The sequence below is a fragment of the Mucilaginibacter xinganensis genome (genome assembly GCF_002257585.1).
In the GTDB taxonomy this organism is placed as follows: domain Bacteria; phylum Bacteroidota; class Bacteroidia; order Sphingobacteriales; family Sphingobacteriaceae; genus Mucilaginibacter; species Mucilaginibacter xinganensis.
This window is the reverse complement of record NZ_CP022743.1, coordinates 919,327-946,049: the sequence shown is the minus strand read 5'-3', so window position 1 is coordinate 946,049 and position 26,723 is coordinate 919,327. Positions and strand designations below refer to the sequence as shown.

At 42.2% G+C, this 26,723-nt stretch carries 18 protein-coding genes, 2 tRNA genes and 3 rRNA genes; 7 read left to right on the top strand and 16 right to left on the bottom strand.

Going from position 1 to position 26,723, the window contains the following annotated elements:
- Positions 1-52 precede the first annotated feature (52 nt).
- The 3 genes from MuYL_RS04145 to MuYL_RS04135 are packed head-to-tail and all read left to right on the top strand — an operon-like array spanning position 53 to position 2,983.
- A complete protein-coding gene (locus MuYL_RS04145; RefSeq protein ID WP_094569322.1) occupies positions 53-1,408 on the top strand; it encodes a Gfo/Idh/MocA family protein in 1,356 nt (451 codons plus the stop codon).
- Between the two features lie 5 nt (positions 1,409-1,413).
- On the top strand, positions 1,414-2,457 hold the full coding sequence (locus MuYL_RS04140; RefSeq protein ID WP_094569321.1) for a DUF6807 domain-containing protein: 1,044 nt from the start codon (positions 1,414-1,416) through the stop codon (positions 2,455-2,457).
- Between the two features lie 25 nt (positions 2,458-2,482).
- Positions 2,483-2,983: an SMI1/KNR4 family protein gene (locus MuYL_RS04135; RefSeq protein WP_094569320.1), complete on the top strand. Its 501-nt coding sequence runs from the start codon at positions 2,483-2,485 to the stop codon at positions 2,981-2,983.
- A gap of 65 nt (positions 2,984-3,048) precedes the next feature.
- Here MuYL_RS04135 and rrf read toward each other — a convergent pair.
- The 5 genes from rrf to MuYL_RS04110 form a co-directional block, all read right to left on the bottom strand.
- Positions 3,049-3,160 (bottom strand): 5S ribosomal RNA (gene rrf, locus MuYL_RS04130).
- A 213-nt stretch (positions 3,161-3,373) separates the two neighbouring features.
- Positions 3,374-6,251: ribosomal RNA gene (locus tag MuYL_RS04125) — 23S ribosomal RNA — on the bottom strand.
- A 260-nt stretch (positions 6,252-6,511) separates the two neighbouring features.
- Positions 6,512-6,585 (bottom strand) — tRNA-Ala (locus tag MuYL_RS04120).
- Between the two features lie 100 nt (positions 6,586-6,685).
- Positions 6,686-6,760: transfer RNA gene (locus MuYL_RS04115), tRNA-Ile, on the bottom strand.
- Positions 6,761-7,069: 309 nt separating this feature from the next.
- Positions 7,070-8,590 (bottom strand): 16S ribosomal RNA (locus MuYL_RS04110).
- The 16S, 23S and 5S rRNA genes sit together here with 2 tRNA genes alongside, the layout of an rRNA operon.
- A gap of 678 nt (positions 8,591-9,268) precedes the next feature.
- On the opposite strand from MuYL_RS04110, the gene MuYL_RS04105 reads away from it, so the two are divergent.
- Both MuYL_RS04105 and MuYL_RS04100 read left to right on the top strand, forming a co-directional pair.
- Complete coding sequence (locus tag MuYL_RS04105) at positions 9,269-10,654, top strand: methyltransferase RsmF C-terminal domain-like protein (RefSeq protein ID WP_094569319.1); 1,386 nt, start codon at positions 9,269-9,271, stop codon at positions 10,652-10,654.
- Positions 10,655-10,775: 121 nt separating this feature from the next.
- On the top strand, positions 10,776-12,068 hold the full coding sequence (locus tag MuYL_RS04100) for an HAD-IB family phosphatase (protein WP_094569318.1): 1,293 nt from the start codon (positions 10,776-10,778) through the stop codon (positions 12,066-12,068).
- Positions 12,069-12,141: 73 nt separating this feature from the next.
- On the opposite strand, the gene MuYL_RS04095 is transcribed toward MuYL_RS04100, so the two are convergent.
- From MuYL_RS04095 to MuYL_RS04080, 4 genes are all read right to left on the bottom strand, one after another.
- Entirely contained in the window at positions 12,142-12,624 is a 483-nt protein-coding gene (locus MuYL_RS04095; protein WP_094569317.1) for a universal stress protein, read from the bottom strand.
- A 79-nt stretch (positions 12,625-12,703) separates the two neighbouring features.
- A complete protein-coding gene (locus MuYL_RS04090) occupies positions 12,704-14,230 on the bottom strand; it encodes an outer membrane beta-barrel protein (RefSeq protein WP_094569316.1) in 1,527 nt (508 codons plus the stop codon).
- The gene (locus tag MuYL_RS04085) at positions 14,227-14,814 is read right to left on the bottom strand and encodes an RNA polymerase sigma factor (protein ID WP_094569315.1); all 588 of its coding nucleotides are present in this window, start codon (positions 14,812-14,814) and stop codon (positions 14,227-14,229) included. The genes MuYL_RS04090 and MuYL_RS04085 overlap by 4 nt, the downstream gene beginning before the upstream one ends.
- 173 nt (positions 14,815-14,987) lie before the next feature.
- Positions 14,988-15,746 (bottom strand): hypothetical protein, encoded by a 759-nt coding sequence (locus tag MuYL_RS04080; protein ID WP_094569314.1) that lies wholly within the window; start codon positions 15,744-15,746, stop codon positions 14,988-14,990.
- Between the two features lie 184 nt (positions 15,747-15,930).
- Between MuYL_RS04080 and MuYL_RS04075 the strand changes: the two genes are divergently transcribed.
- Together MuYL_RS04075 and MuYL_RS04070 are read left to right on the top strand one after the other, a co-directional pair.
- The gene (locus tag MuYL_RS04075) at positions 15,931-16,890 is read left to right on the top strand and encodes a tryptophan 2,3-dioxygenase family protein (RefSeq protein WP_094569313.1); all 960 of its coding nucleotides are present in this window, start codon (positions 15,931-15,933) and stop codon (positions 16,888-16,890) included.
- 119 nt (positions 16,891-17,009) lie between these two features.
- Positions 17,010-18,077, top strand: a complete 1,068-nt coding sequence (locus tag MuYL_RS04070; protein ID WP_094569312.1) for a branched-chain amino acid aminotransferase — start codon at positions 17,010-17,012, stop codon at positions 18,075-18,077.
- Positions 18,078-18,185: 108 nt separating this feature from the next.
- Here MuYL_RS04070 and MuYL_RS04065 read toward each other — a convergent pair whose 3' ends face one another.
- From MuYL_RS04065 to MuYL_RS04035, 7 genes are all read right to left on the bottom strand, one after another.
- Positions 18,186-20,627 carry an ABC transporter permease gene (locus tag MuYL_RS04065; protein WP_094569311.1) on the bottom strand — a complete coding sequence of 814 codons (2,442 nt, stop codon included), beginning with the start codon at positions 20,625-20,627 and terminating at the stop codon, positions 18,186-18,188.
- 382 nt (positions 20,628-21,009) lie between these two features.
- Positions 21,010-21,459, bottom strand: coding sequence for a KTSC domain-containing protein (locus tag MuYL_RS04060; RefSeq protein WP_094569310.1), 450 nt, complete (start codon positions 21,457-21,459; stop codon positions 21,010-21,012).
- A gap of 211 nt (positions 21,460-21,670) precedes the next feature.
- Positions 21,671-22,693, bottom strand: a complete 1,023-nt coding sequence (locus MuYL_RS04055; RefSeq protein ID WP_094569309.1) for an asparaginase — start codon at positions 22,691-22,693, stop codon at positions 21,671-21,673.
- 45 nt (positions 22,694-22,738) lie between these two features.
- Positions 22,739-23,506 (bottom strand): TatD family hydrolase, encoded by a 768-nt coding sequence (locus MuYL_RS04050; protein ID WP_094569308.1) that lies wholly within the window; start codon positions 23,504-23,506, stop codon positions 22,739-22,741.
- A 45-nt stretch (positions 23,507-23,551) separates the two neighbouring features.
- Positions 23,552-24,496, bottom strand: a complete 945-nt coding sequence (locus tag MuYL_RS04045; RefSeq protein WP_094569307.1) for an FKBP-type peptidyl-prolyl cis-trans isomerase — start codon at positions 24,494-24,496, stop codon at positions 23,552-23,554.
- A gap of 51 nt (positions 24,497-24,547) precedes the next feature.
- Positions 24,548-25,531 (bottom strand): FKBP-type peptidyl-prolyl cis-trans isomerase, encoded by a 984-nt coding sequence (locus MuYL_RS04040; RefSeq protein ID WP_094569306.1) that lies wholly within the window; start codon positions 25,529-25,531, stop codon positions 24,548-24,550.
- Positions 25,532-25,537: 6 nt separating this feature from the next.
- Positions 25,538-26,548, bottom strand: coding sequence for a DHH family phosphoesterase (locus MuYL_RS04035; protein ID WP_094569305.1), 1,011 nt, complete (start codon positions 26,546-26,548; stop codon positions 25,538-25,540).
- Between the last annotated feature and the right edge of the window lie 175 nt (positions 26,549-26,723).

Below are 26,723 nucleotides of genomic sequence, written 5' to 3'. Positions count from 1 at the left end.
CTTATAGCGGCTCTAACTTCGGAATCATACAACCAAATAACTACAAATACCTATGGAAGAATCACGTCGTAAATTTATAAGGCAGGCCTCGTTGGTAGGGGCCGGGATGTTGCTCGCCAAAAACAGCTGGAGTGCTAAAAGTTATAAACGCATCATTGGCGCTAATGACAGGGTACGCGTGGGTGTTATCGGATTTTCCGACAGGCACAAAAGCTCACATATCCCCAGCTTTATGAACCACTACAAGGAACTTAATTTTGAAGTGGTTGGCGTATCAGATATCTGGAAAAGGCGCAGGGAAGAAGGCGCCGCCATCTGGAAAGAAAAAATGCAAAATGATGTAAAGGCATTTCGCAATAACGAAGAATTATATGACAGCAAAACCGTTGATGCTGTATTTATCAGCACTGCCGATTTTCAGCATGCCCGCCATGCAATTGAAGCCGTAAAAGCCGGTTGTGATGCCTACGTTGAAAAGCCTTTTGCCGAAACCATGGAAGATAACCGTGCAGCCCTTAAAGCTGTTAAGGAGTCGGGTAAAATTGTGCAGATAGGTTCGCAACGCAGAAGTGGCGCCAATTACCATGCCGCCAATGACTTTATCCGCTCAGGCAAGTTTGGCCCCATTACCATGGTTGAGCTTACCTGGAACGTTAACCAGCCTGGGCGCTGGCGCCGACCCGAACTCTTAGGCGTATTAAAAGAAACCGATACCGATTGGAAACGTTTTATTATGAACCGCCCGTACGAGCCATTTGATCCGCGGATCTATTTAGAATACCGGTTATTCTGGCCGTACTCGTCAGGCTTGCCCGGACAATGGATGAGCCACCAAATTGATACCGTGCATTGGTTTACCGGACTTAAACATCCCCGCAGCGTTGTTGCCAACGGCGGTATTTATGTTTGGAAGGATGGGCGCAGGAATTGGGATACCATTTTAGCTGCTTTTGATTATGGCCCGCTGGATGATCTGTCAACCGGTTTCCAGGTTACATTTGGTTCCCGGATGCATAACGGTGATGAGCATCCTGCAGAGATCTACTATTCAAATGGCGGTGAGTTAAACCTTAATACCAATACCGTTTCGCCAACCGGCGGCTTAACCCAAAAAATGGCTTCAGCCATGAATATGCAAGCCAACCTGTTGCCGGAAGTTAGCCTGGCAAATACCGAAAAAGTGGTAGCATCGGCAAATACGGGCGGCGATGTGCTTACTTCAAACCATGTGCGCAACTGGATGGAATGCGTGCGCAGCCGTAAACAACCCAATGCGCCTGTGGAAGCGGGGTACAGCCACTCCATAGCTAACATTATGACCAACGCTGCTGTACATACCGGTTACAAGGCCACCTTTGATGAAAAAACACAGGAAGTGATGGCGAATGGTAAAATATTTAAATATTGATCCCTATGATAACCAGGTTAACCAAATTAGGATTTGCCATGGCAATAGTCACGCTACCTATCGCTGCGACTGCGCAAAAAAGCGAGCCAGTAAAAGTGGCAAAATCAGCAACGGAAAATAAAGTGGATATTTCGATAGGCGGAAAGCCCTTTACCAGCTTCCTTTATCCCGGCAGTTTGGAAAAGCCGGTTCTGTTTCCGCTTCGAGCAGCAAGCGGTACGGTTGTTACCCGTGGATTTCCGCTTACACCCAACCCGGGAGAACCAACCGACCATCCGCACCATATTGGTATCTGGTTTAATTTTGAAAACCTGAACGGCCTTGATTTCTGGAACAATTCATATGCAATACCTGCAAACAAAAAGAGCCAATACGGCTGGATCCGCACCGATAAAATTATTGAAGCAACCGGTGGGAAAACCGGTATACTAGCGTATCACGCTAACTGGACAAACCAGCAAAAGGACGTAATTTTAGAAGAAACCACCCGCTTTGAATTTAGCGGGGACAAAAACCAGCGGATAATTGACCGGGTTACTACTTTGAAAGCAAACGTTGATGCTGTTTTTAAAGATGCTAAAGATGGCTTGCTCGGCTTACGCTTGGCACATGAGTTGCAAATGCCAACTATAGAAGACCAACAATTTACCGATGACAAAGGCAACGTAACCATAGTTAAAGGCGGCACGGACCATATAGCCAATGGCAATTACATAACCAGCGCCGGCAAAACAGGCAACGATGCCTGGAGCAGCCGGGGAGTATGGTGTAAGGTTTATGGCAAAATGGGCACCGACTCGGTAAGCATAGCTATAATTGATCATCCCAAAAATCCAACCTATCCTACATTTTGGCATGCCCGGGGTTACGGCTTATTTGCAGCCAATCCATTGGGTGAGAAAGTGTTTACTAATGGTAAGTCCGAAAGGAATTTAAGTTTGAAAAAAGGGGAGTCGGTGACATTTAGGTATAGGATTGTGATAAGTAATGGTGAAAGGACGATGAGCAGCGCCGAGCTAAATGAAATTGCTGAAGGATTTGGCAGGTAGAATTTATCCGCAAAAAAACTATTAGATGAAGAATACACTTCAAGAGATATCTAAACTTGCTATCCGATTAGATGAATTTGTATTTACGAGCGAACAAAAAAAGTTAGAATGGTTAGGACAGGCTCCTGCTTCATTGGAAGAAATAGAAGTAGCAGAAGATAGATTAGGAATTCAATTTCCGGAGTCTTATAAAGACTTTCTTCTAATAACTAATGGATTTCTCACACCCAGAGATTCTACTGAACCCACATTTCAAAAAGTTGACGAAATAGATCACTTAAAAAGTATTGATACTTTTTTACTTGAAGTTTGGAATGAAGGAACGCTGGCCGAGGTTGGTGAACAATTAAAAAAGGCTATTGTAGTCGCTGGTATTAATGATGAGCAATATTTTTTCCTGATACCACCCAGTCCTTCATACGATAAATGGCAGTACTGGAAATTCGCAAATTGGATTCCCGGCGAACAACGCTACGAAACTCTAGCGAACTACTTTGATTCAGTTTTAGATTTCTTGAAAAGTTAAGACGTATAGGCCAAGGCTATAAAGCAAGAAACCCCTTCATCGAAAGATGAAAGGGTCTTGATAAGATTTGGCACCGACCTACTCTCCCACATTTTACTGCAGTACCATCGGCTCTGGCGGGCTTAACTTCTCTGTTCGGAATGGGAAGAGGTGGACACCGCCGATATAGGCACCTGAATATTTTTAGTTGATTAGAGATTAGTTAATTAGAGATTAGTTGCCTAAACGCCGTTAACTGTCTACTAATAAACAATGACATATTATTGAAAGAAGTAAGTAGATTGAGAAAACAACAATATTTAGCGTTCAGAGATCAAAGGGTAGTCGGTCAGTTCCAAGGACAAGTCCTAATCTCTGATCTTTAGTCTCTGATCTCCATAATTACCTGCTATGAGAAAGCTTCGGGCGATTAGTATTACTTGGCTATGATGTCACCACCTTTATACCTGTAACCTATCAACGTAGTAGTCTGCTACGACCCTCAATGGAAGTCTCATCTTGTGGCTAGTTTCGCACTTAGATGCTTTCAGCGCTTATCTATTCCGAACGTAGCTACTCTGCAATACAGCTGGCGCCATAACAGATTCACCAGTGGTTCGTCCAACCCGGTCCTCTCGTACTAAGGTCAGCCCCACTCAAACTTCCTGCGCCCACAACAGATAGGGACCGAACTGTCTCGCGACGTTCTGAACCCAGCTCGCGTGCCACTTTAATGAGCGAACAGCTCAACCCTTGGGACCTTCTCCAGCCCCAGGATGTGACGAGCCGACATCGAGGTGCCAAACCTCCCCGTCGATATGAGCTCTTGGGGGAGATCAGCCTGTTATCCCCAGCGTACCTTTTATCCTTTGAGCGATGGCCCTTCCATGCAGAACCACCGGATCACTATATCCGTCTTTCGACCCTGCTCGGCTTGTCTGCCTCACAGTCAAGCAAGCTTATGCTATTGCACTCCGCGTACGGTTACCAAGCGTACTGAGCTTACCTTTGAAAGCCTCCGTTACCTTTTTGGAGGCGACCACCCCAGTCAAACTACCCGCCAAACAATGTCCTCCCGTTAGGGAGTTAGACACCAGATACAGAAAGGGTGGTATTTCAACGTTGACTAACTGACTCCTAGCGAAGCCAGATCACAGTCTCCCACCTATCCTACACATCCTGTAGCCGATTTCAATGTTAAGTTGTAGTGAAGGTGCATGGGGTCTTTCCGTCCCGTTGCGGGTAACCGGCGTCTTCACCGATACCACAATTTCACCGAGCTCATGGCTGAGACAGCGCCCAGATCGTTACACCATTCGTGCAGGTCGGAACTTACCCGACAAGGAATTTCGCTACCTTAGGACCGTTATAGTTACGGCCGCCGTTTACCGGGGCTTCGATTCAATGCTTCGGTTTAACCCTAACATCCCCTCTTAACCTTCCGGCACCGGGCAGGTGTCAGGCCATATACGTCATCTTTCGATTTTGCATAGCCATGTGTTTTTGTTAAACAGTCGCCTGGGCCTTTTCACTGCGGCTGATATTGCTACCAGCGCCCCTTCTCCCGAAGTTACAGGGCCATTTTGCCGAGTTCCTTAGCCATGATTCACTCGAGCACCTTAGGATTCTCTCCTCGACTACCTGTGTCGGTTTACGGTACGGGTTTTTATAACCTGAAGCTTAGCGGGTTTTCTTGGAAGTCTGATTACCTGAACTATCACATCCCCCGAAGGTTCTGCGTACTATCTGCTTTCAGCATGGTCTGCGTACTTAACTACAGTCCATATACCTACAGCATTTAACGAACTATTCCGTCAGTTCGCGTCAGTGTCACTACTCCGTCACCGCATCGCAGTTATAAAAAGTACTGGAATATTAACCAGTTGTCCATCGGCTACGCCCTTCGGCTTCACCTTAGGCCCCGACTAACCCTGATCCGATTAGCGTTGATCAGGAAACCTTAGTCTTTCGGTGGGCAGGTTTCTCTCCCGCCTTATCGTTACTTATGCCTACATTTGCTTTTCTATTCCCTCCACAGTCGGTTGTCCCTCCTGCTTCACCGGATAATAGAATGCTCCCCTACCAGATGCATTGCTGCAAATCCATAGCTTCGGTATACCACTTGATGCCCGTTTATTATCCATGCCCGATCGCTCGACTAGTGAGCTGTTACGCACTCTTTAAATGAATGGCTGCTTCCAAGCCAACATCCTAGCTGTCTGTGCAATCGGACCTCGTTAGTTCAACTTAGTGGTAATTTGGGGACCTTAGCTGATGGTCTGGGTTCTTTCCCTCTCGGCCCTGGACCTTAGCACCCAGAGCCTCACTCCAGCGTATATTATTAAGCATTCGGAGTTTATCTGGATTTGGTAGGATTTGACTCCCCCGCACCCAATTAGTAGCTCTACCTCTTAATAACTTCACCGCCAGGCTGTTCCTAAAAACATTTCGGGGAGTACGAGCTATTTCCCAGTTTGATTAGCCTTTCACCCCTACCCACAGATCATCCGGAAACTTTTCAACGTTTATCGGTTCGGTCCTCCAGTACCTGTTACGGCACCTTCAACCTGTCCATGGGTAGATCACAAGGTTCGCGTCTACCTCCCCTGACTATACGCCCTATTCAGACTCGCTTTCGCTTCGGATCCGTGTCTTAAACACTTAACCTTGCCAGGAAAGAGTAACTCGTAGGCTCATTATGCAAAAGGCACGCCGTCACGGAACTTGTCCGCTCCGACCGCTTGTAAGTACACGGTTTCAGGTTCTATTTCACTCCCCTGTTCGGGGTTCTTTTCACCTTTCCCTCACGGTACTGGTTCACTATCGGTCTCTCAGGAGTATTTAGCCTTACCGGATGGTGCCGGCAAATTCCCACAAGGCGTCTCCGACCTCGCGGTACTCAGGATACCACTATCCACTTATCTATTACCCGTACGCAGCTCTCATGCTCTATGGCCGGGTTTCCCACCCCGTTCCGGTTTTATTTAAGTTTCATGTTGTGGTCCTATAACCCCGGTTATGCCGTAACATAGCCGGTTTGGGCTTCTTCCCTTTCGCTCGCCACTACTCAGGAAATCACTGTTGTTTTCTCTTCCTCTGCTTACTTAGATGTTTCAGTTCAGCAGGTTCGCGCATTTATGCAACTATTCTTCAAATAGTTAGGTTTCCCCATTCGGAAATCTGCGGATCAATTCATATTTGCTAATCCCCGCAGCTTATCGCAGCTTATCACGTCCTTCATCGCCTCTGAGAGCCAAGGCATCCCCCGTGTACCCTTTCTTACTTTCTTCTACTATACCGCCTTTTGCTCGGTATGTATGCTTTTTTGATTCTTGTTGCGTTCTTCCATTTACTCCCTGTTCCGCAAAATCGTATTACTACAATCCTGCTTCCATTTTCGTAAACTTCCGAAGCCTCAACAGTCCTCTATACTGTTGTCTTCTCTTTCAATTTACTTCTTCCAATATGTCAAAGAACTTTTACCCCGGTCTTCCTTTGCGGATCGCCTTTGTCATTATCCATGCCTTGTCAGGCAACTGGTGGGTATCGTGGAGAATAACGGATTCGAACCGTTGACCCCCTGCGTGCAAGGCAGGTGCTCTAGCCAGCTGAGCTAATCCCCCTTTGGATGAGTTAATTAGTGATTAGTTAATTAGCGATTTGTTGTTTCCTCCTAATCTCTGTTCTCTAACCTCTAATCGCCTCTGCAGCTGCGCTGCAGTGTAGTCCCGAGCAGATTTGAACTGCTGACCCCTACATTATCAGTGTAGTGCTCTAACCAAGCTGAGCTACAGGACTGTCTATTTAGTTGCAGTTATTCAGTTGCAGTTGCAGGACTTGTCTGCCTACTGCTGCTGCCACTGCTTACTGCCACTGGTCCTATGCTTTCCCTTTTAAGGTCACATACCCCGATGGCTTCATCTTTTGGGTTTTCCTTTTGTTTCGTTTTAATTAGTATTTGATTAATGACTTCGACCTTGATTTGTCTTTCAACTAATCGCTGATCTCTAGTCTCTAATCAACTAATATATAAGAACCTGGTCATGTAGCTAAACAGCTTCCGCTGATACTTAACTTTTTAGAGAGAGTTTGTGGATACTGCTCCAGAAAGGAGGTATTCCAGCCACACCTTCCGGTACGGCTACCTTGTTACGACTTAGCCCCAGTTACCGACTTTACCCTAGGACGCTCCTTGCGGTTACGCACTTCAGGTACTTCCAGCTTCCATGGCTTGACGGGCGGTGTGTACAAGGCCGGGAACGTATTCACCGCAGCATTGCTGATCTGCGATTACTAGCGAATCCAACTTCACGGGGTCGAGTTGCAGACCCCGATCCGAACTGTGAACAGCTTTTTGAGATTGGCATCCTGTTGCCAGGTAGCTGCCCTCTGTACTGCCCATTGTAGCACGTGTGTAGCCCCGGACGTAAGGGCCATGATGACTTGACGTCGTCCCCTCCTTCCTCTCTATTTGCATAGGCAGTCTGTTTAGAGTCCCCACCATTACGTGCTGGCAACTAAACACAGGGGTTGCGCTCGTTGCGGGACTTAACCCAACACCTCACGGCACGAGCTGACGACAGCCATGCAGCACCTAGTTTCGTGTCCCGAAGGACTTGAGCGTCTCTGCTCAATTCACTAACTTTCAAGCCCGGGTAAGGTTCCTCGCGTATCATCGAATTAAACCACATGCTCCTCCGCTTGTGCGGGCCCCCGTCAATTCCTTTGAGTTTCACCCTTGCGGGCGTACTCCCCAGGTGGAATACTTAACGCTTTCGCTTTGACGCTAACTGTATATCGCTAACATCGAGTATTCATCGTTTAGGGCGTGGACTACCAGGGTATCTAATCCTGTTTGATCCCCACGCTTTCGTGCCTCAGCGTCAATCATACCATAGTAAGCTGCCTTCGCAATTGGTGTTCTGTGACATATCTATGCATTTCACCGCTACTTGTCACATTCCGCCTACCTCTAGTACATTCAAGCCCATCAGTATCAAGGGCACTGCGATAGTTGAGCTACCGTCTTTCACCCCTGACTTAACAGGCCGCCTACGCACCCTTTAAACCCAATAAATCCGGATAACGCTTGGATCCTCCGTATTACCGCGGCTGCTGGCACGGAGTTAGCCGATCCTTATTCTTACCGTACATTCAGCTCATTATACATAATGAGGTTTATTCCGGTACAAAAGCAGTTTACAACCCGTAGGGCCGTCTTCCTGCACGCGGCATGGCTGGTTCAGGCTTCCGCCCATTGACCAATATTCCTTACTGCTGCCTCCCGTAGGAGTCTGGTCCGTGTCTCAGTACCAGTGTGGGGGGTCATCCTCTCAGATCCCCTAAACATCGTAGCCTTGGTAAGCCATTACCTTACCAACTAGCTAATGTTCCGCATGCCCATCCTTATCCTATAAATATTTGATTATTCCCTGATGCCAGGGTAAAATGTTATGCGGGCTTAATCTCTCTTTCGAGAGGCTATCCCCCTGATAAGGGTAGGTTACATACGTGTTACGCACCCGTGCGCCACTCTCATGGAAAGCAAGCTCTCCAATCCCGTCCGACTTGCATGTATTAGGCCTGCCGCTAGCGTTCATCCTGAGCCAGGATCAAACTCTCCATTGTAAAATGTTTTGTTTGTTCACTGACCCTATTATTAATAATAGAATCTGTATATAATTATCTTTATACAGTATCCCTCTTTCTCTCTTCGTCTCATAACAGTGTGTTACCGTTACGCTACATGATTATCCAGTATCTTATAAGAACTTGCCGCCTTTCTGTCTCAGTCAGGCTATATGCTTTCGCAGCTTCCGCTGCTTAACTTTTCACTTTTTATCGGTCCGGAAATCGCTTCCTTCCCTGCCTTCCACTCCCGGAATCACTTCCTTCTTTTTTCGGCTCTTTCGCCCCTTTCTTTTGGGACTGCAAAGGTATAAACCTTTTTTATTCTGGCAAACTTTATTTCGTTTTTATTTTGTCGCCCTTTTCTTTCCCCGCTCTCCCCCTTTTTCCTTCCTCGTTTGCGGGCTGCAAAGATGTGACTTTTTTTATTACTTGTCAAGAGATTTCTTGAAGTATTTTACTTAACTTGTTTTCACTCTTTACTATCAAATAACTACCGCCTTTTTTCCAAAGCGGTCACAAATGTACAGAGTTTTTAGCTATCGCTCAAAGCTTTTTTTGAAATAATTAAAACAATTCCCGTAACTACCTGTAAGCTATCCTTTTTTAAATACAAAACGGAGCATTAACTGCATATCCGGATATCGTAATTATGTATTTTGTATCTTTGAAACAGATATGAACGAATACAATTTCCCCGAAAATTTTCTTGATTCATTAAATGAAGAGCCCGGATTTGACCGCGAAAATTTCGTAGCGGCACACGAAAACATTATATCACCTACATCTATCCGTATAAATCCTTTTAAAGAATCAATATTAAAAACCAACGAACAAGTACCCTGGTGCGCCGAAGGTTACTATCTGGATAGCCGCCCATCGTTTACTTTTGATCCACTTTTTCATTCAGGATGTTATTATGTACAGGAAGCATCATCAATGTTTATTGATCATATTCTTAAATATACCAGGACAAATAAAGATGAACCCATAAAGGTACTTGACCTTTGCGCTGCACCTGGCGGTAAGAGCACACTCATCAATTCCGCTATTACCAGCACTGATCTTTTAGTATCAAACGAAATTATAAAAACCCGTGTACCTGTTTTGTGCGATAACCTTAACCGATGGGGCACAGCTAATACGATAGTAAGTAATAATGACCCACGGGATTTTAGCAGGATTACCGGTTTTTTTGACACCATACTGGTTGACGCTCCCTGTTCCGGCTCAGGAATGTTCAGGAAAGATGCTGCAGCTATGAATGAATGGTCTGAAGCAAACGTAAACTTGTGCCGCCAGCGGCAGGAACGGATATTAGCAGATGTTTACCCTGCGTTAAAAGAAGACGGACACCTTATATATAGTACCTGCTCCTATTCATACCAGGAGAACGAGGAAATTGTGGATTGGCTGTGCCGCGAGTTTAATATGGAAAGTGTACGTATACCTATATATAAGGAGTGGGGAATTGTGGAAACAGTATCGCCGGAGCATAAAGCCTGGGGTTACCGTTTTTATCCGGGCAAGGTAAAAGGGGAGGGCTTATTTGCCGCCTGCCTTAAAAAAAAGCAGGAAACAGATGAATTGCCTGTATTTAAAACAAAAGGCCATCAAAAATTAGCGTTGCAGGAAATCGAACTCATTAAGCAATATATCAAGGAACCCGACGCCTACTATTATAATAAGGTGAACGACGACTGGCTGGCGATAGGCCGCGCGCATAAAGAAAGCCTGGATACCTTGCAGCGCCACCTGTATATCAAAAAATCAGGCGTACGCATTGGCAAGCTTATGGGAAACGATCTGATACCTGATCATGAGCTGGCGTTGAGTTTATATATTAATAAGGATAAGGTATTACAAACCGAGCTGAATATAAACCAGGCAATCCAATTCTTGCGTCGTGATAACATCGAAATCAACACGACAGATAAAGGCTGGAGCCTGATGAACTTTGAGGGCCATGCGCTGGGATGGGCCAAGCTACTTCCTAACAGAATCAATAATTATTTCCCGAAGGAACTGCGGATATTGGCGAACGCACCGTCTTCATCTTTGTAAATCATTTCCAAAAAATCGTTTTCAACAATTACACTACTCATCCTATCAACATTATAAACATCTGTAAAAATCAATTTAAATAATTTGCACATTTGCACAATCGCATATTTGCACATCAAAAATGGATCAATACTTTATTATCGACTTCGACAGCACCTTTACACAAGTTGAAGCGTTGGACGAATTAGCCCGTATATCTTTAAAAAATCATCCCGACCGCGAAAATATTTATAAACAAATAGAGGATTTGACCAATGCTTCTATGGAGGGCCGGTTGTCATTTACGCAAAGTTTGGAGAACAGGGTAAAATTGTTACAGGCAAACCGGGAACATTTAAAGCAGCTGGTTACACATCTGAAGAAAAAAGTATCTACCTCTTTTAGCCGTAACACTATATTTTTCAAGAACCATGCCGATGAGGTGCTGATTGTATCCGGCGGATTTAAGGAGTTTATTACCCCCGTGGTAACTGAATATTATATAAAAAAGGAAAATATTTATGCCAACACCTTTGTGTTTGATGAAGATGGTAACATTGTTGGTTACGATCGTGAAAATCCGCTGAGCCAGGAAGGTGGTAAAGTTAAGCTTTTAAAAGAGTTGGACTTACCGGGAGATATTTATGGTATCGGCGATGGCTATTCTGATTTCCAGCTAAAGGAATCAGGCATGATCAAAAAGTTCTTCGCCTTTACCGAGAACATCGAACGTAAATCAGTAGCTGAAAAGGCGGATCATATTACCCCAAGTTTTGATGAGTTTTTGTACCTGAACAAACTGCCAAGGGCTATTTCTTATCCAAAGAACCGCATTAAGTGTTTAGTTGTTGGCAATGTAGATGAAGATGCGCTGGCGCAAATGAAAAAAGAAGGTTACAACATCCGTCAGCAAGAAACAATAACTGACAAATACCTGGAAGAAGCAGGCATCCTTTTTTGTGATGAAGCGCACCAGCCATCGCCAGAGCAATTGCAAAATGCAGGCAGGCTTAAGGTAATAGGAGTTTTTGGCAAGATCAATAGCCGAAAACTGGCAGACGCGGCATGCGAAAACGGGATCATTATTTTTGATGATCCGAAGCATAATCCACGCAATGATGATTTTATCCCCAAAAGAGTGATGGCATTTATGAACGAGGGAAAAACGCACACCAGCTGTAATTTCCCCGATCTGCAGCCGCCACGCATTAACAATGCACATCGTTTAATTCACATTCACAAGAACGTGCCGGGGATACTTGCTAAGATTAACGATGTTTTTGCCCGCCACAATATTAATATAGTGGGCGAGTTTTTGGTAACTAATACACAAATTGGCTATGTAATTACCGATGTAAATACCGGCTACGACGCTGAAGTATTAAATGAACTGAAAGCAATAGCACATACCATTAAGTTTAGATTGTTGTATTAATGGGACAGAAGAGCCGGGCAACTGAAAGCATGAATAGCCCTGCTTAATTTTAGACTTTAATTTCAGCGTTTTATTAACTTTCAGTCCCCTTAAACGGAATCACAAGCACAGGCACCTCCGAGTGGCGCACGACGTGCTCTGCAACGCTGCCCATTAACAGCCTGTCCAAACCGCTGCGTGAATGCGTTCCGATTACGATAAGGTCGGCAGCAAACTCTTTACTGCACTCAATAATACCATCAGCGGTTAAGCCATATTCGGTAAAATGCGTTACTTCCATAGTGCCGGCAAACTCTTTTATAGTTCGCTCCATGATATTTTCAGACTGATTCTTTTGAATATCAAGAATCTCCATATCCTGAAGTGCAGCATTACCGATGGCCGATCCCATTAACGGATCAATACCTACCCCTGCATCTGGAGCTATCATAGGCTCAATAATATTTACCACGCCTACTTTGGCACCAAACTTATGCGCCATTTCAAAACCGTATTCAGCAGCGTGAGCAGCATATTTACTATCGTCAATACCTATAAGAATTCTACTGATTTTCATGATTAAAGGATATATTATAAAAGTAGTAACAAATAGACAGAGTTATGTTTGGAACATGTATAAAATTAAAGGGAGTAAATTATCGCTTTAGCTTATTTAATTGAAAACCTATGCTAAGTTGCACAGTACCATTTCCAGACTTATAACTTCCCAGATCATTGATAACGGTGTAATCTTTTAAGTTTTTTAAATAGGTAGCTTCAAAAATAAAGCGTTTAATTTGAACGCTCACTCCGCCCGAAACTCCCAGGTTAAACTTTTGCTCATACTTACTTGCATTCAATATCGCCATGGTCTTAGAATAGTACGTACTGTCGGACCGTATGCCATACGGCTGCAAAGTACTGTTAATACCGGTTTGTTTTATTGGAATCCCAATAACCGGACCAGCCTTGATGGTTACATTATTTGCTGCTTTGTAAACCAGGTACAACGGAATATTAACCGAATATAATTTTCCGGATGTTGTTATTTTTAATGATTGCGAGGAATCGGCCTTACTTTCATTGGCATGTGTATAGTTAGATGTAATATTTTGCGGACTTAAGATTTGAACCTGCGAGCTTATTGCCCATTTATTATTTAAATTGTAACTTCCAAATAAACCTATATAAATGTCAACCGGTAAACTGCCATAAAAATTAGCATGCTGTTTTGCCGACTTAAAACTACCTGATCCATTGGCCCCCATTAATACCCCCCAATCAACTTTGGAAACGCTTACGTTATTTGGTTTTACTTTTTTATCTTTTATCATCTTTGGATCGCCTGAAGAAGCTTTCAGCAGTAAGCCACTACTCTGTATTTTATTTGAAGCGCTACCAATTAACATGGCACTTAAACCTGATTGAAGTGCTGTTTTATTTAATGAAGGGTAATCCGGGTTCAAATTATTTACTGTGCTCTCATTACTTTTTAATTTTGTAACTTCCCATTCGCTGTAGTGAGATCTGAACATGCTGTCACTTACTACCGCACTTAATAAGCCCTTTTTCTTGCCTGTCCCCAATAAACTATTAGTCAACCCTTTTTTACCTGTTGAAAACCCATTCGTTAATTTATTATTAGACCGCCGATTTGCAACGAACTGGCTTTTACTTAACAATGGCTTTACCAAATTGCCAGTGCTTTTACCCGGGGTTGCCGGCTTATTTTTAAAATCACCATTTGCTGTCGGCGCATTTGCTATTTTATGATATCCGCTCCCATTATTTCGCAAACTATCCGCCACAATATATTTCGCTAAACTCAGGCTATCCGCAATATTATTAGTTAGCTTTTTCTTTATAGTATCTGCAATTAATGAATCGGGTGCGAACTGATTGCCTTTACTAATTTTATGTTTGGCTTGCTGTTTATGCGACCTCAACAAAATCAAATGCGAAACTGTAAAAACCATAGCAGCTGCCGAAAACACAATAAACAACTTGGGGAGTATTTTAAAACCCTTCAAATTGAACTTGCTTTTACCAGCAGACTTACCTACAATTGGCAAATGCTGATTCAAAAGCGAATTCATTTCAATCCAATCGGAGTGAGGGTTATTATTGATCGGTAATTCGTTCCTTTTTTTCTGCCATAGACCGCGGTAGTTTAATTTCTTCATTTTGCTTTACCACTCCTTTCTGCCAACTGATCAGTGCCTTTTGCGGATGTTTCAAGCAAAGCTCTTAATTGTTTTTTTGCTTCAGATAAATGCCAGCGTGAAGTACCCTCGCTTATATATAATTGTTCGCTTATTTCCTTATGAGTAAAACCATCCAATACAGATAAGTTAAAAACCGTTTGGGTTGCAAAAGGCAACGACCTGATATTTTTCAAAATATCCTCAAAAAATAACTTCTCCAAAACTGAGGGCGAAATAAAAAATTCCGTTTCTTCTCTCTCAGAAAGTTGTATTGTGTTAAATTTCAATTCACTACGACAAATATCTATTGACGTATAGATCATTATTTTTCTGATCCATCCACCCAATTCCCCTTTTTTAATATCAAAATCTTTTATGGACTGAAACACCTTCAGAAAGCCCAAATTAAATGCTTCCTTTGCTAGTCTTTTATCCGGCAAATAGTTATAACATACCCTTAACATATCGGCATGAAATAGTTTGTACAGGGCCTCCTGAGCCGTACGATCATTATTTACACAGCCTTTTACAAGCACTTCTACCTGCTTTTTAGATAAATTCATTTAAAAGTTCATTCCTCATTCTCTTGTTCTTCGTAAGCTGTTTATAAAACGTTGGGGCAAAATCAAAATATCATTATCGAAGTTAATTTAATTATTGAAGAAGTCCCGAGGGGCATAATAATCAAACACGTAATACATATGCACTTCCTACTTTTATCATTTTGTCCGTTTCATTACCTGTTGATTTGTTTGGGTGAAATTAAAACGCCGGCAGTATAATTCCAGTTGAATGAAATGGTAGTGGTGGTGGCAACTATACTTCCGGTATAAGTTATTCCATTCAAAGTTACGCTAAGGGGGAAGGTTCCATTGGCTAAAGAAACAGATTGGTTTTTGGTAAAATTAACAATAGCAGTTATGGGCGTAGTACCCAGTGTGCATTGGGTCGGCTGAACTGCATTGAGAAGGTGTACGCCATAAGTATTATTGACTACGCTATCTGTAAATCTGAGCGAACCACTGCTACAATAACTATTATGCGTTTGAACAACAAAAGACAAATAAGCTGAATCAGAAGTTTTACTCTTATAATAGTGGGGTACGAAAGTAATCTCATCGCCTATAAGCGAAACCATAGTGTATTGCTCCGTAGGATAATAAATAGAATCGCTTACAGTTATAGAGGCAGTTGCTGTGGTTGCACCATTGTTAGTCCTAACCTGGTACTTCCCTGATTTTTTAAAAAAAATCAACGATGTATTGTTTTTGGTTATGACGGAATCATATCCCGAAGGGATTACGCTCCAACTGATAGCATCAGTTGCCTTTGCACCAATTAGGATCAGGGAATCTGGTTGATTAATTTTTACTTTATAACTGGAAGCGACCAGTTGTCCGTTCTTGTAATCAGATAAACTACCATATTTATTACAGGCCGATATAACAAATAAAGCAAGGATAAAAGTTAGAGAGCCATAAATAGAGTTTTTCATTTCTTTTGGTTTTAAATAATTAAAAATCTGTTTATTGCATCATCGTAATGAAAATGAAAAACGTTGGGCAAGGATGGAAATAAAGAATCAGAATACTACGGATTAAGCTCCATAAAAATCAGGCTGATCTTATGGAGCTTTCTGAAAAGTATTTTTAAATAGCAAAACTTTCTACCTTTACCCAATGCATTTCTCTCCCGAAATAGAAGAACGCCTGGCGCAATTACAGGAAAAATATGAAGCCATGGGCCAGGATATGGTTTCATACCTGGATGGCTTGCTTTATGCTGATTTTTTAACTTATTGGGATTATATCCATTTGGATACGCTACTGAGCCTTCAAAATCCGAAAACACCATTCCCGGACGAAGAGATCTTTATCATGTATCACCAGATAACTGAGCTTTATTTTAAACTGGTGCTACATGAATGTCAACAGATCACCACGGTAAGTCCGCTGACGGCGGATTTTTTCGCCACTCGCCTGCGCCGGATAAATAAATACTTTGAAGCGCTTACCCACTCGTTTGACATTATGATTGACGGAATGGATAAGGAGCAATTCTTAAAGTTTCGAATGTCATTGTTACCGGCAAGTGGATTTCAGTCGGGCCAGTACCGGATGATCGAGATCCACGCTACCGACTTTATCAACCTCGTAGCCAAAGACAAACGGGACGAGCTAAAAGATTCACCCATAGAAGAGCAATTTGATTATATCTACTGGAAGTTTGGCGCCACCGAATTATCAACCGGTAAAAAAACGTTAACGCTTAAGCAATTCGAGAAAAAATACGCCAAAACTTTTATTGAGCTGGGAAAGGCAAGCGCTAACCATAATTTTCATGCCTTATATAACCAGCTAAAAAATGCGGGAGAATCAAGTGTGGAACTTGAAGACGAATTAAAACAGCTTGATATAAATGTTAACGTAAACTGGCCGCTGGTTCACTACAAATCAGCAGTAAGATATTTAAACCGAGAACCCGAAGAGATTAAGGCCACCGGCGGCACTAACTGGCAGAAATATCTGCCTCCGCGTTTCCAGAAACGAATTTTTTATCCGGCATTGTGGACCGACCAGGAAATTAACGAATGGGGTAAAGGTTGGGTGGAAAAGATTTTGAAGAGTGGAAAAGCTTAATAGCTTAAATTAAGGCAATTGTAAAAAAGCCTTTAAATCATTAAGAATGAACATTGCCTCGCTAACAATAGCTAAAAATTTCCTACCTTGCCATTTTCTGACTTATAAATACTAAGGCCATGACAGAGACGCTGGACATCAAGATCACCAAGACTACTCATTCCCGTTTACAGGAAACGGATTTTAACAACTTACCCTTCGGTAAAATATTTTCTGACCACATGTTTGTGGCTGATTATGCCGATGGAGAATGGAAGAATTTTCAGATAGTCCCGTATGGCGATATTAGCTTGAGCCCTGCCATTTCATCGCTGCATTATGGCCAATCATTTTTTGAAGGAATAAAAGCCTATAAGCATGATGATGGACAGGTAACTGTTTTTCGTCCTGAAAAAAATGCCGCCCGCTTTAATAAATCAGCAGAACGCTTATGCATGCCAACCTTGCCGGAGGATATTTTTCTTCAAAGCATTGCTGCAGTAGTTGATATTGACCGCGACTGGGTGCCGGCAAAAGCTAATCATGCCTTATATATAAGGCCGTTTATGTTTGCTACCGATCCTTTTTTAGGTGTAGCCCCATCAGGCACCTATAAATTTATGGTGTTGTTGTGCCCGGTTGGCCCTTATTTCTCAAAAACACTACGCGTTAAAATTGAAACCTATTACACACGTTCTGCCGAAGGCGGCATGGGCTTTGCAAAATCGTCCGGAAACTATGGCGGCAGCATGCTTCCGGCCAAAAAAGCAACGGAAGAGGGCTTTGACCAATTAATTTGGACAGACGCGAAGAACCACGAATATGTTGAAGAAATGGGAGCTGCAAACGTAATGTTTGTACTTGATGGCAAGTTAATCACGCCCTCAACCCGCGATACTATTTTGGATGGGGTTACACGCGATACGGTACTAACCCTTGCCCGTGAATGGGGGATGCCTGTTGAGGAACGCCGCGTTTCAGTAGCTGAGATTATTGAAGGTGCCAAAACCGGTAAATTACAGGACGCATTTGGCGCAGGCACCGCCGCTACCATTGCAGCGGTTGGTTCAATAAGCCACAATGGCGAAGAGTATTTTTTAGCAGATCCTAAAACACGTGAGTTTTCGCAGAAAGTATTAGTTGAGCTTGACAATATTAAGTATGGCAGGGTTACCGATACCCACAACTGGAATTACCCGGTTTTATAAGTACAACTTTTCTATAAAAAGCCTCAATTTAACCGGCTTAACGGTTCAGATTGAGGCTTTTCTATTAAATTACCCTGGTACTTACTGTTCCCATTACACATATTTACCTTACTCTGCCCTCAAACTTTTTATCGGATTTGCCATTGCTGCCCTGATGGTTTTAAATGCTATGGTGGAAAGCCCTGTAAGTAAGCCTGCCGAAAGAGAAATCACGAACATCCACCAACTTATAGTTATCCGGTAAGGAAAATCCTGCAACCAGCTATGCATAAAATACCAGCATATTGGCCACGCAATAACGTTGGCTATCAGTAATAGTTTAAAATATTGGGTTAAAAACAGTGACACTACATTTAAAACACTTGCTCCTATAACTTTACGGATCCCAATTTCCTTCGCCTTCTGCGCAACAGAGTACGTTATCAGGCCCAACAAGCCCAGGCATGAAATAAATATGGCAATAACGGCAAATGTGGTAATCATTTTCTGCTGCCGCTGGTCCTGTTCATAATCGCCCTGGAAAATATTATTTAAAAAACCATAGGAAAATGGTGTGTCAGGATTTAAAAGTTTCCAGTTTTTTGCGGCGTACTGAATGGCGGCAGTAACATGGCGACCTTCAATTTTCGCCATAATGGTATTGCACCTCAAGGGGTTTACATTCATAATTGCGCACGGCCCTATTGTTGCATGTAATGAAAAGTAATGGTAGTTTTTTACAATACCCACTATTTTATATTTGTAAACTAAACCATTATGCAGGTGTGACACATATTTTCCGGGTGCCTTGTTTGGATCAAACCCTAAAAGTTTCGCTGCTTCTTCATTTAAAACAATCTCTTTACCAAAATCGTGCAGCTCCATATCTTCCTGCATGTTGGTATTGGTAAAAATTTCCGGTTTAAAATTGCTGCCCGCAACCAATTCAAGACCCAGCGTTTTTAAATAATGCTCATTGGCAAAATCAAGAAAAACAATCTGTTTTTCATTTATGGTTTTTTCTGCCGGGTATAAGTTCATATCACCTGAAATCAGGGGTGCACTTGCAAGGGTTATGGATTTAAAATTTGGATTATTGGCTAATTCCTGCATGAGTAACGAACTGTTTTTTTGAGACTGTTCGCTGTTAAGATTTAAAACTAACTGCTGATCAAGGTCAAACCCTGTTTTTGCATTTATCATAAAATGAAGCTGGTTCCAGATCACGATGGTAGCAAATACCAGGCATGTAGAAATAATGAACTGCGATACGATAAGTACTTTACGTACACTAAACATGCCGGAAGAATCGGTTATTTTTCCTTTTAATACTTTAACAGGCTTAAATGCCGACAAATAAAATGCGGGATATAAACCAGCCAAAAGCCCGGTCAGCGTGGCCGCCACAATCATCCATAAAACCAGATTGCTGTTCTCTTTGGCAAAAAATGATAGTGATTGCCCTGTGAAACTGTTAAATAAAGGCAGAAACGTAAACGCCAGCCCTATAGAAACCACTAACGCGCAAAACCTAATAATCATGGTTTCTATCAAAAACTGGTACCTGATAGCTGCTTTACCTGCACCCATTACCCTTCGTACACCTACTTCGCGCGCACGGCTTATGGCCTGGGCTGTGGTTAGGTTCATGTAATTTATACAACCCAGCAACAATATTACCAGTGCTATAGACCCTAAAAGATATAAATATTTCAAATTACCCTGTTTATACGCCAAGTAATCCTGAAATTCTGATGAGTTAAGATGAATATCTTTAAGTGCCTGTACCGAATTAGTAATATAATCGCTATGGGATTTCATTTCTTCGCCGGCATGCCTTTTTAGATAGGCGTTAAGTTCTACAATTAAATGCTGCGGATCACTGCCATGCTTTACCTTTATATAGGTGTAAAAATTATCATTTACAACCCAGCTGTTGTTATTAGCCATTAGCTCCCGGATACGGTCGCTGTTGTTTGAAGCGAAAAAACCGGCTTGAATATGGTTTAAAAAATCCTCCTTAAAAACGCCTGTAATGGCATAGGTAGTACTGCCCGCCTTTACGGTTTTACCAACAGGATTTGTTTGCCGAAAAAGTTTTTGTGCCAGTGATTGTGAAAGCACAATAGTATTTGGAGCAGCAAGAGCGGTTTTACGATCACCTTGCAAAAAATGAAAAGAAAGCACCTCAAAAAAATTCGGATCTACCCAGTAACCTGAATCTTCCGCAAAAGGGGTTGAATTGCCGATGCCCTGCGCCTGCACTATGGTGACACCGTTTGTTGGGTCAAGACGGGTAGCCTGTTCTATTTCGGGAATCTCACTTTTTAAGTACTTTGCATAGGGCAGGCCAACCGTAGGCGCTTTGCTGCCGTCTTTAAAAGTAGAAGTCACACGATAAATATCATCGCCGTTATCAAAGCCGTTATCAAAACTAAGTTCGTGCTGGCAAAACAGAAACACCAGCGCACAACAGGCTAAGCCTGCGGATAAGCTTAAAACATTAATAAAAGTGGTTGCTTTACGTTTCCAAAGATTACGGATGGCAAGTTTTAAGTAACTTTTGAACATAGGCCTTTAAGGTTATATTCAAAAATAGTTTGATAAGATTAAAGTATTGATATACAGTTAATTTATTTAACAAAATTTAACAAAGCAACACGCATCAATATCTCCACGACTTCAAGTCAACCCCTTTCGGTGACCTTGTTTTCACTTCTTCCACCCATTTTTTTATGAACATCTGGTGATAGCAGTAGTAAACGGCCATCTAAAAGCTGTTCTTGAGCGGCCGGATAAAGAGATAAGCAGAAGAAAAGTAGCTCTATGATCTAGCAGGGTTTTAAATCGAATTTTAAGAATTGGCAGGTAGAAATGAAAAACACGAACCAGGCATCTTTTTAAAATAGCCGGATTCGTGTTATTCAAAAAATCCTGTTTTCGCGCTTATTGCTTATGCTGTTGCTGCCAGTTTACTGGTACTGCGGTAAACGTAGTTGTTAAAAATATGCCTGCGGGCAAATCTGCCGGGAGAGTCTGCATTTATAAATTTCCGGTAGACTTCTTTGGGAACATCAAAATACTCATACGTGTTACCATCTAAAAAGCTCACGGTTAACACTTGTGATTTATACTCAAAATCAGAAATGTTAGAAGTGGTTGTGGTAATGGTATATTCCGCGAAAGACTGATTACGGGTTTCGGGTGCTATGCTCACCAGGAAATGATATGCTTCAATTATAGTTTTGCTTTTTTCCTCGGCTTCTAACCTGCTTTCGGCGCTATCCTGAAATTTATCAGGGTGCCAGGTTTTCATCAGGCCCCGGTAAATGGTTTTTAATTCTTGCAATTCTGCTGCTTCACCTACATTTAACAGCTTCCTGTAATCGACAATTTTTTTCATAACATTTTAATCTTTGCTTATTGTCGTTGATTGAAAAGCTATGCGGTTAAAAGCCCCCATTCAGGAAAATAATTTTGCAAAGGTACGCTTTATCGGCCAGAATATTTGACGGAGTTTGTTAATAGAAGGTAAAGAATTAAACTTTAACCAGTTACGAAACATAGACCCCAACTTAAGGGCACAAAGTGGGTAGCCTGTTAAACTTTTATAATTACGATACCGTTATCTCACCTCTGATATCCGTTTCCAAATACTGTTTAACATCCTGTGGGTTTTCGAACTGGCCCAGCAGGTACATCATTTTGGTGACGGCGGACTCATAGGTCATATCATAACCGTTGGCTACACCTACATCTTTCAGATGTTTGCTGGTTTCATAACGGCCAAGTTCAACAGTACCTACTTTGCATTGAGAGATATCCAGGATCACTTTACCGCTATCGATAGCGTTCTTTAACAGGTCAATAAACCATTGGTCGGTTGTGGTATTGCCTGCACCAAAGGTTTCCATTACTATGCCCCTTACATCTGCTGTCAAGATAGTTTCCACAACTTTAGGGCTAATGCCCGGATATAGTTTCAACACAGCTACATCACTCACCAGGTTTTTATGAACCTTCAGGCCTTCGCCTTCTTGGGGATGCCTGATATCATTTACGCTAAAGCGAAGGTGCACGCCTGATTCGGCCAGGATAGGATAGTTTGGCGAACGGAATGCCTCGAACTTTGACGAATTATATTTGAACGAGCGGTTACCCCTGAATAGCTTGTAATCAAAATAGATACAAACCTCGGGAACACGCGCACGATCGTGCTTTTTGGCTTTGGCTATTTCAATAGAGGTCATTAAATTTTCTTTGGCGTCTGTCCGAATAGCGCTGATAGGAAGCTGCGAGCCTGTAAATATTACCGGCTTGCCCAAGTCCTCCAGCATAAAGCTTAGTGCCGAAGCAGTGAATGCCATTGTATCAGAACCGTGCAGGATTACAAATCCATCAACATCGTCATAATTTGACTGGATAAGGCTTGCTAATTCGCTCCAAATGGCCGGATTCATATTTGACGAATCAATTATTTGCTCAAATGAGTGTACTTTAATTTTGCAATTAAGTTTCTCTAATTCAGGCACATTATCCATTATCTGCTCAAAATTGATCGGTTTGAGCACCTTAGTTAACGGGTCGCTCATCATACCAATTGTCCCTCCGGTATAAATGATCAATATCTGGCTCATGCGTATTCAGGTTGTGTAAAAAATAAAGCTATCAAAAAAATTGGTTCATACACCAAATACCTTTTTTGAATTTTCAGTGGTAATAGCGGCCACCGTTTCAAGATCTGTTTGATGCAGTTCAGCAACTTTTTGGGCAACATAAATCAAATAAGAGCTTTCATTAGGTTTGCCCCGGTACGGAACGGGTGCAAGGTACGGAGAATCTGTTTCTAAAACTATATGATTTAAATCAACTTTCGCTACAACCTGATCAAGTCCCGAATTTTTATAAGTTACCACTCCGCCTATTCCCAGGTAAAAATCCAGCTCAATTAATTTATTGGCCTGCTCAAGTGTGCCGCCAAAACAATGGAAGATTCCTCTCAAATCATCATCCTTTTCCTGTAGCAATATCTCATAAACTTCATTAAATGCGTCGCGGCAATGGATATTGATTGGAAGTTTTAATGACTTGGCCCAGCCTATTTGTTTCCTGAATGCCAGTATTTGCTCCGGCAGTGTGGTTTTGTCCCAGTAAAGGTCGATACCTATTTCGCCTATGGCGTATATTTTATGCTGATGAATGGCCTGTTCAATTATTGCTAGTTCCTCCTCCCAGTTTTCTTTAACGGAGCAGGGGTGCATTCCAAGCATGGGAAAACACAGATCGGGGAAAGCGGACTCAAGCGCGTAAGCCATCGGGATGGATGCCACGTCAACATTGGGTAAAAATAAACGGCCTACGCCAGTTTCTTTACACCGCCGTACCAACTCATTCCTTTTGGCATCATCTGTTTCATAATACAAATGGGTATGCGTATCGGTAAGTAACATAGTGCAAAAATAAAAAAGCCTCCCGATGTATGAGGAGGCTTTTGATTAATTTTTCTTTATCGTGGTTTTCTTTTTATAACCAGCTTTTTTAACCGGTGTTTTGGCTCCGGGCGTTGCTGTATGTTTGGCGGGTATAATTTTTACCAGTTCCACATCAAACACCAAAGTACTAAATGGTGCTATTCCCTGGTATCCGGTTTCACCGTAAGCAAGTTTAGACGGAATGACAAAGGTTGCTTTTGAACCTTCGTTCAATAAAAGTAAACCTTCTTCCCAGCCAGCAATAATTCCGCCGGCTCCAATTGCTAGCTGCAAAGGCTCGTAGTGACGGCCCTCCTGCTGCAAACCCGCAGCCTTCGCGTTAGCTTCTATACTGGTATCAAAAACTTTATCATCAAGGCCTTTGCCGGTATAATTTACCAGCAAAGTATCACCATTAACAGGTTTCCGCTTTGTTGATGGCTGGGTAATTACATATTTTAACCCGCTTGCCGTTGTTTGTAAGTTAAGCTTATGATCCGCAATATATTTATCGGCGCCTGCAATTTCAGCGCTCTTCATTTCGCCCATAAAGGCATCCATTGATTGCGCTTTTAAAATTTTGATAGTAAAATCCAGGTTGCTGCCTTTAGGAAAAAAAGGCGGACGTTTGTCCTCATGTCCCATAAATAAGGAATCCGTAGGTACTTTAACCAACACGCTGTCATTAACAGCTAGCAGCGGGAACACTTCCATCAAATCAGCCACATTTTGCGAAGGCTGGATCCTGGCCTGACCAACGCGGCCACTGGCGTACGTACTGTATAGTACCGAGTCCTTATCCGTCTTTTGGATGTACTGGAATGTAATGATATCACCTTCCTTAATTTTATCGCCCGTATTATGGGTATAAATCTGGTACAATGCGCCTTTTGGTGTGCGTTGCATAGCACTCTGCGCATTAACATTAACTGCTAATATTGAAGCAAAAATAAATAGGATATATTTCATTATAAATAAAAAAGCCTCCCTGGTAAAACAGGAAGGCGGTGTTATATTAAATTATTTCTTTACTGGCTGTTCTGATTGTACAACCGGCGGCGGCAATTGAACCGGCTTTGGCGCATTTGGATTTGGATGAACAATATCAACCAATTCAATCTCAAATACAAGCGGGGTATATGGGCCAATTATCTGGCTTCCCTGTTCGCCATAAGCAAGGCTTGAAGGCAACACCATTTTAGCTTTTGTACCTTTGTTAAACAATAAAAATGCTTCGTTCCAACCCTGGATCATTCCTTGTACACCAAGCGGGAAACGAATAGGTTTATAAGGATTCATCGGACTGACAGGTAATTTTAATTTAACCGCTTCAGATTTTATATTGGTATCAAAACCTTTGCCATTTACAAATGTACCAACGTAATTTACAACTACAGTATCGCCGGCAGCAGCAACAGGCCCGCTTCCAGGTGTTGTAATCACGTAGTTTAAACCTGATGGAGTTGTGGTAACTTTAAGGTTATTGTCGGCAATATATTTTTTTATGGCTGCAGGCTCTTTTGCTTTCGCTGCATCAGCTATTGTTTTTTGGTAAGCCTGTATCCGCCCCTGGAAAACTTCAGGGCTAAGGTTACCCTTAGCTATCACCTTTTCCATTTTTATTACATATACTATGTATTTACCTTTTAATTCTTTAGGCCTTGGGTGGCCTTTAGTCATCGTATCAATATTTATTTTGATGATAGCACTGTCCCCTTCGCTAAGCAACGAAAATACCGACATGATATTTCCTGCCGGCTGGCCTTTAAGGCTTGGCATAGTTAATGGCTGCGGCTGGCCTTTTTCAAATGTGCTTTGCATTACGGAGTCGGCATCATTTTTTACTGTATAATTAAACACCATAAAATCGCCTTCTTTAATGCTTGGGCCAGATTTATCGTCAACTATTTTATATAGTAAACCTCCTTCGCCCTTGTTAAAGCCACCATTACAACTTGCTAAACCAATTGCTGCAAGCGCTAAAAACATCAGTTGTTTTTTCATTTTCTCTTATTGTATTAATAGTTTTTTATATTCAGGTAATATTAATTTAAATTGGTTGACAACCTCTTCAAGGCTACCCGATGACACGCCGCCGGCGGCATTACGATGACCGCCGCCTTCAAAGTATTTTTTGCAGATCTCATTAGCCGGAAACTCTCCTTTTGAACGTAATGAAAGCTTCACCCTGTCATTCCGTTCAACAATAAATGCAGCCAGTTTAACCCCGGCTATTGACAATGCATAGTTAACTATTCCTTCTGTATCTCCGGTTATAACATCATATTTTTCCAGATCGGCCTTAGGCACTGCTATTATTGCGGTATTAAATTCATGCAAAACTTCCAGCCGCTCCGAAAGGCAGATGCCTAAAAAGCGTAAACGGTTTTCAGACGAGTTTTTGTATATCTGTTCGTGGATTTGCCAGTTAACAGCCCCCTCATCAATCAAATCTGCAATAATGCGGTGTACCGCAGAAGTTGTTTTAGGTAATGAGAATGAAGCCGAATCCGTCATTATACCAGTATATAAACAGGTGGCTACGTCCTTGTTAATTAACTTCTTGTTATTAAGCTCGTCAGTAATGAAGGTGTATATTAATTGTGCTGTAGCACATGCGTTGATATCCCAGTAACGGTAATCATCAAAATCCTGCGGTTCCAGGTGGTGGTCGATCATTATTTTAATTGCACTGCTCTCACCAACAAGGGCACCCATTTCATTAATCCGGTTAAGCGCATTAAAATCCAGACAAAATATCATATCAGCGCCGGCAATAAGTTCCGCAGCCTCTGAAGTTTGCTCTGTATAAATTATAACTTCGCCGTTGCCAGGCAGCCAGCTTAAAAAATCGGGATAATCAGTAGGTGTAATAACCTTAGTATGATGGCCCTGCTGTATAAGATAATTATATAAACCAAGCGACGAGCCCATAGCATCACCATCAGGCTTGTGATGAGTAGTAATTACTATTTTTTGGGGCTGCGCTAAAAGTTTTATAAGCGAGGCTGTATCTAACATCAATTTTCAAAAAAGAGTTGCAAAGCTAAATAAATAAATCAAATACAACCATCTTATTTAATGTAAAAGGCTTTATGTTTTAATTGTAAAAAGCTACTTTTGCGGGAAATTAGAAACAGTAGATTGTTGATGGTTCAATATTCACCGCGGAAACAAAATAATTCCATCATAAACC

Coding starts and splice junctions, on each gene's coding strand:
- MuYL_RS04145 (WP_094569322.1), top strand. CDS start 53: ATGGAAGAATCACGTCGTAAATTTATAAGGCAGGCCTCGTTGGTAGGG.
- MuYL_RS04140 (WP_094569321.1), top strand. CDS start 1,414: ATGATAACCAGGTTAACCAAATTAGGATTTGCCATGGCAATAGTCACG.
- MuYL_RS04135 (WP_094569320.1), top strand. CDS start 2,483: ATGAAGAATACACTTCAAGAGATATCTAAACTTGCTATCCGATTAGAT.
- MuYL_RS04105 (WP_094569319.1), top strand. CDS start 9,269: ATGAACGAATACAATTTCCCCGAAAATTTTCTTGATTCATTAAATGAA.
- MuYL_RS04100 (WP_094569318.1), top strand. CDS start 10,776: ATGGATCAATACTTTATTATCGACTTCGACAGCACCTTTACACAAGTT.
- MuYL_RS04095 (WP_094569317.1), bottom strand. CDS start 12,624: ATGAAAATCAGTAGAATTCTTATAGGTATTGACGATAGTAAATATGCT.
- MuYL_RS04090 (WP_094569316.1), bottom strand. CDS start 14,230: ATGAAGAAATTAAACTACCGCGGTCTATGGCAGAAAAAAAGGAACGAA.
- MuYL_RS04085 (WP_094569315.1), bottom strand. CDS start 14,814: ATGAATTTATCTAAAAAGCAGGTAGAAGTGCTTGTAAAAGGCTGTGTA.
- MuYL_RS04080 (WP_094569314.1), bottom strand. CDS start 15,746: ATGAAAAACTCTATTTATGGCTCTCTAACTTTTATCCTTGCTTTATTT.
- MuYL_RS04075 (WP_094569313.1), top strand. CDS start 15,931: ATGCATTTCTCTCCCGAAATAGAAGAACGCCTGGCGCAATTACAGGAA.
- MuYL_RS04070 (WP_094569312.1), top strand. CDS start 17,010: ATGACAGAGACGCTGGACATCAAGATCACCAAGACTACTCATTCCCGT.
- MuYL_RS04065 (WP_094569311.1), bottom strand. CDS start 20,627: ATGTTCAAAAGTTACTTAAAACTTGCCATCCGTAATCTTTGGAAACGT.
- MuYL_RS04060 (WP_094569310.1), bottom strand. CDS start 21,459: ATGAAAAAAATTGTCGATTACAGGAAGCTGTTAAATGTAGGTGAAGCA.
- MuYL_RS04055 (WP_094569309.1), bottom strand. CDS start 22,693: ATGAGCCAGATATTGATCATTTATACCGGAGGGACAATTGGTATGATG.
- MuYL_RS04050 (WP_094569308.1), bottom strand. CDS start 23,506: ATGTTACTTACCGATACGCATACCCATTTGTATTATGAAACAGATGAT.
- MuYL_RS04045 (WP_094569307.1), bottom strand. CDS start 24,496: ATGAAATATATCCTATTTATTTTTGCTTCAATATTAGCAGTTAATGTT.
- MuYL_RS04040 (WP_094569306.1), bottom strand. CDS start 25,531: ATGAAAAAACAACTGATGTTTTTAGCGCTTGCAGCAATTGGTTTAGCA.
- MuYL_RS04035 (WP_094569305.1), bottom strand. CDS start 26,548: ATGTTAGATACAGCCTCGCTTATAAAACTTTTAGCGCAGCCCCAAAAA.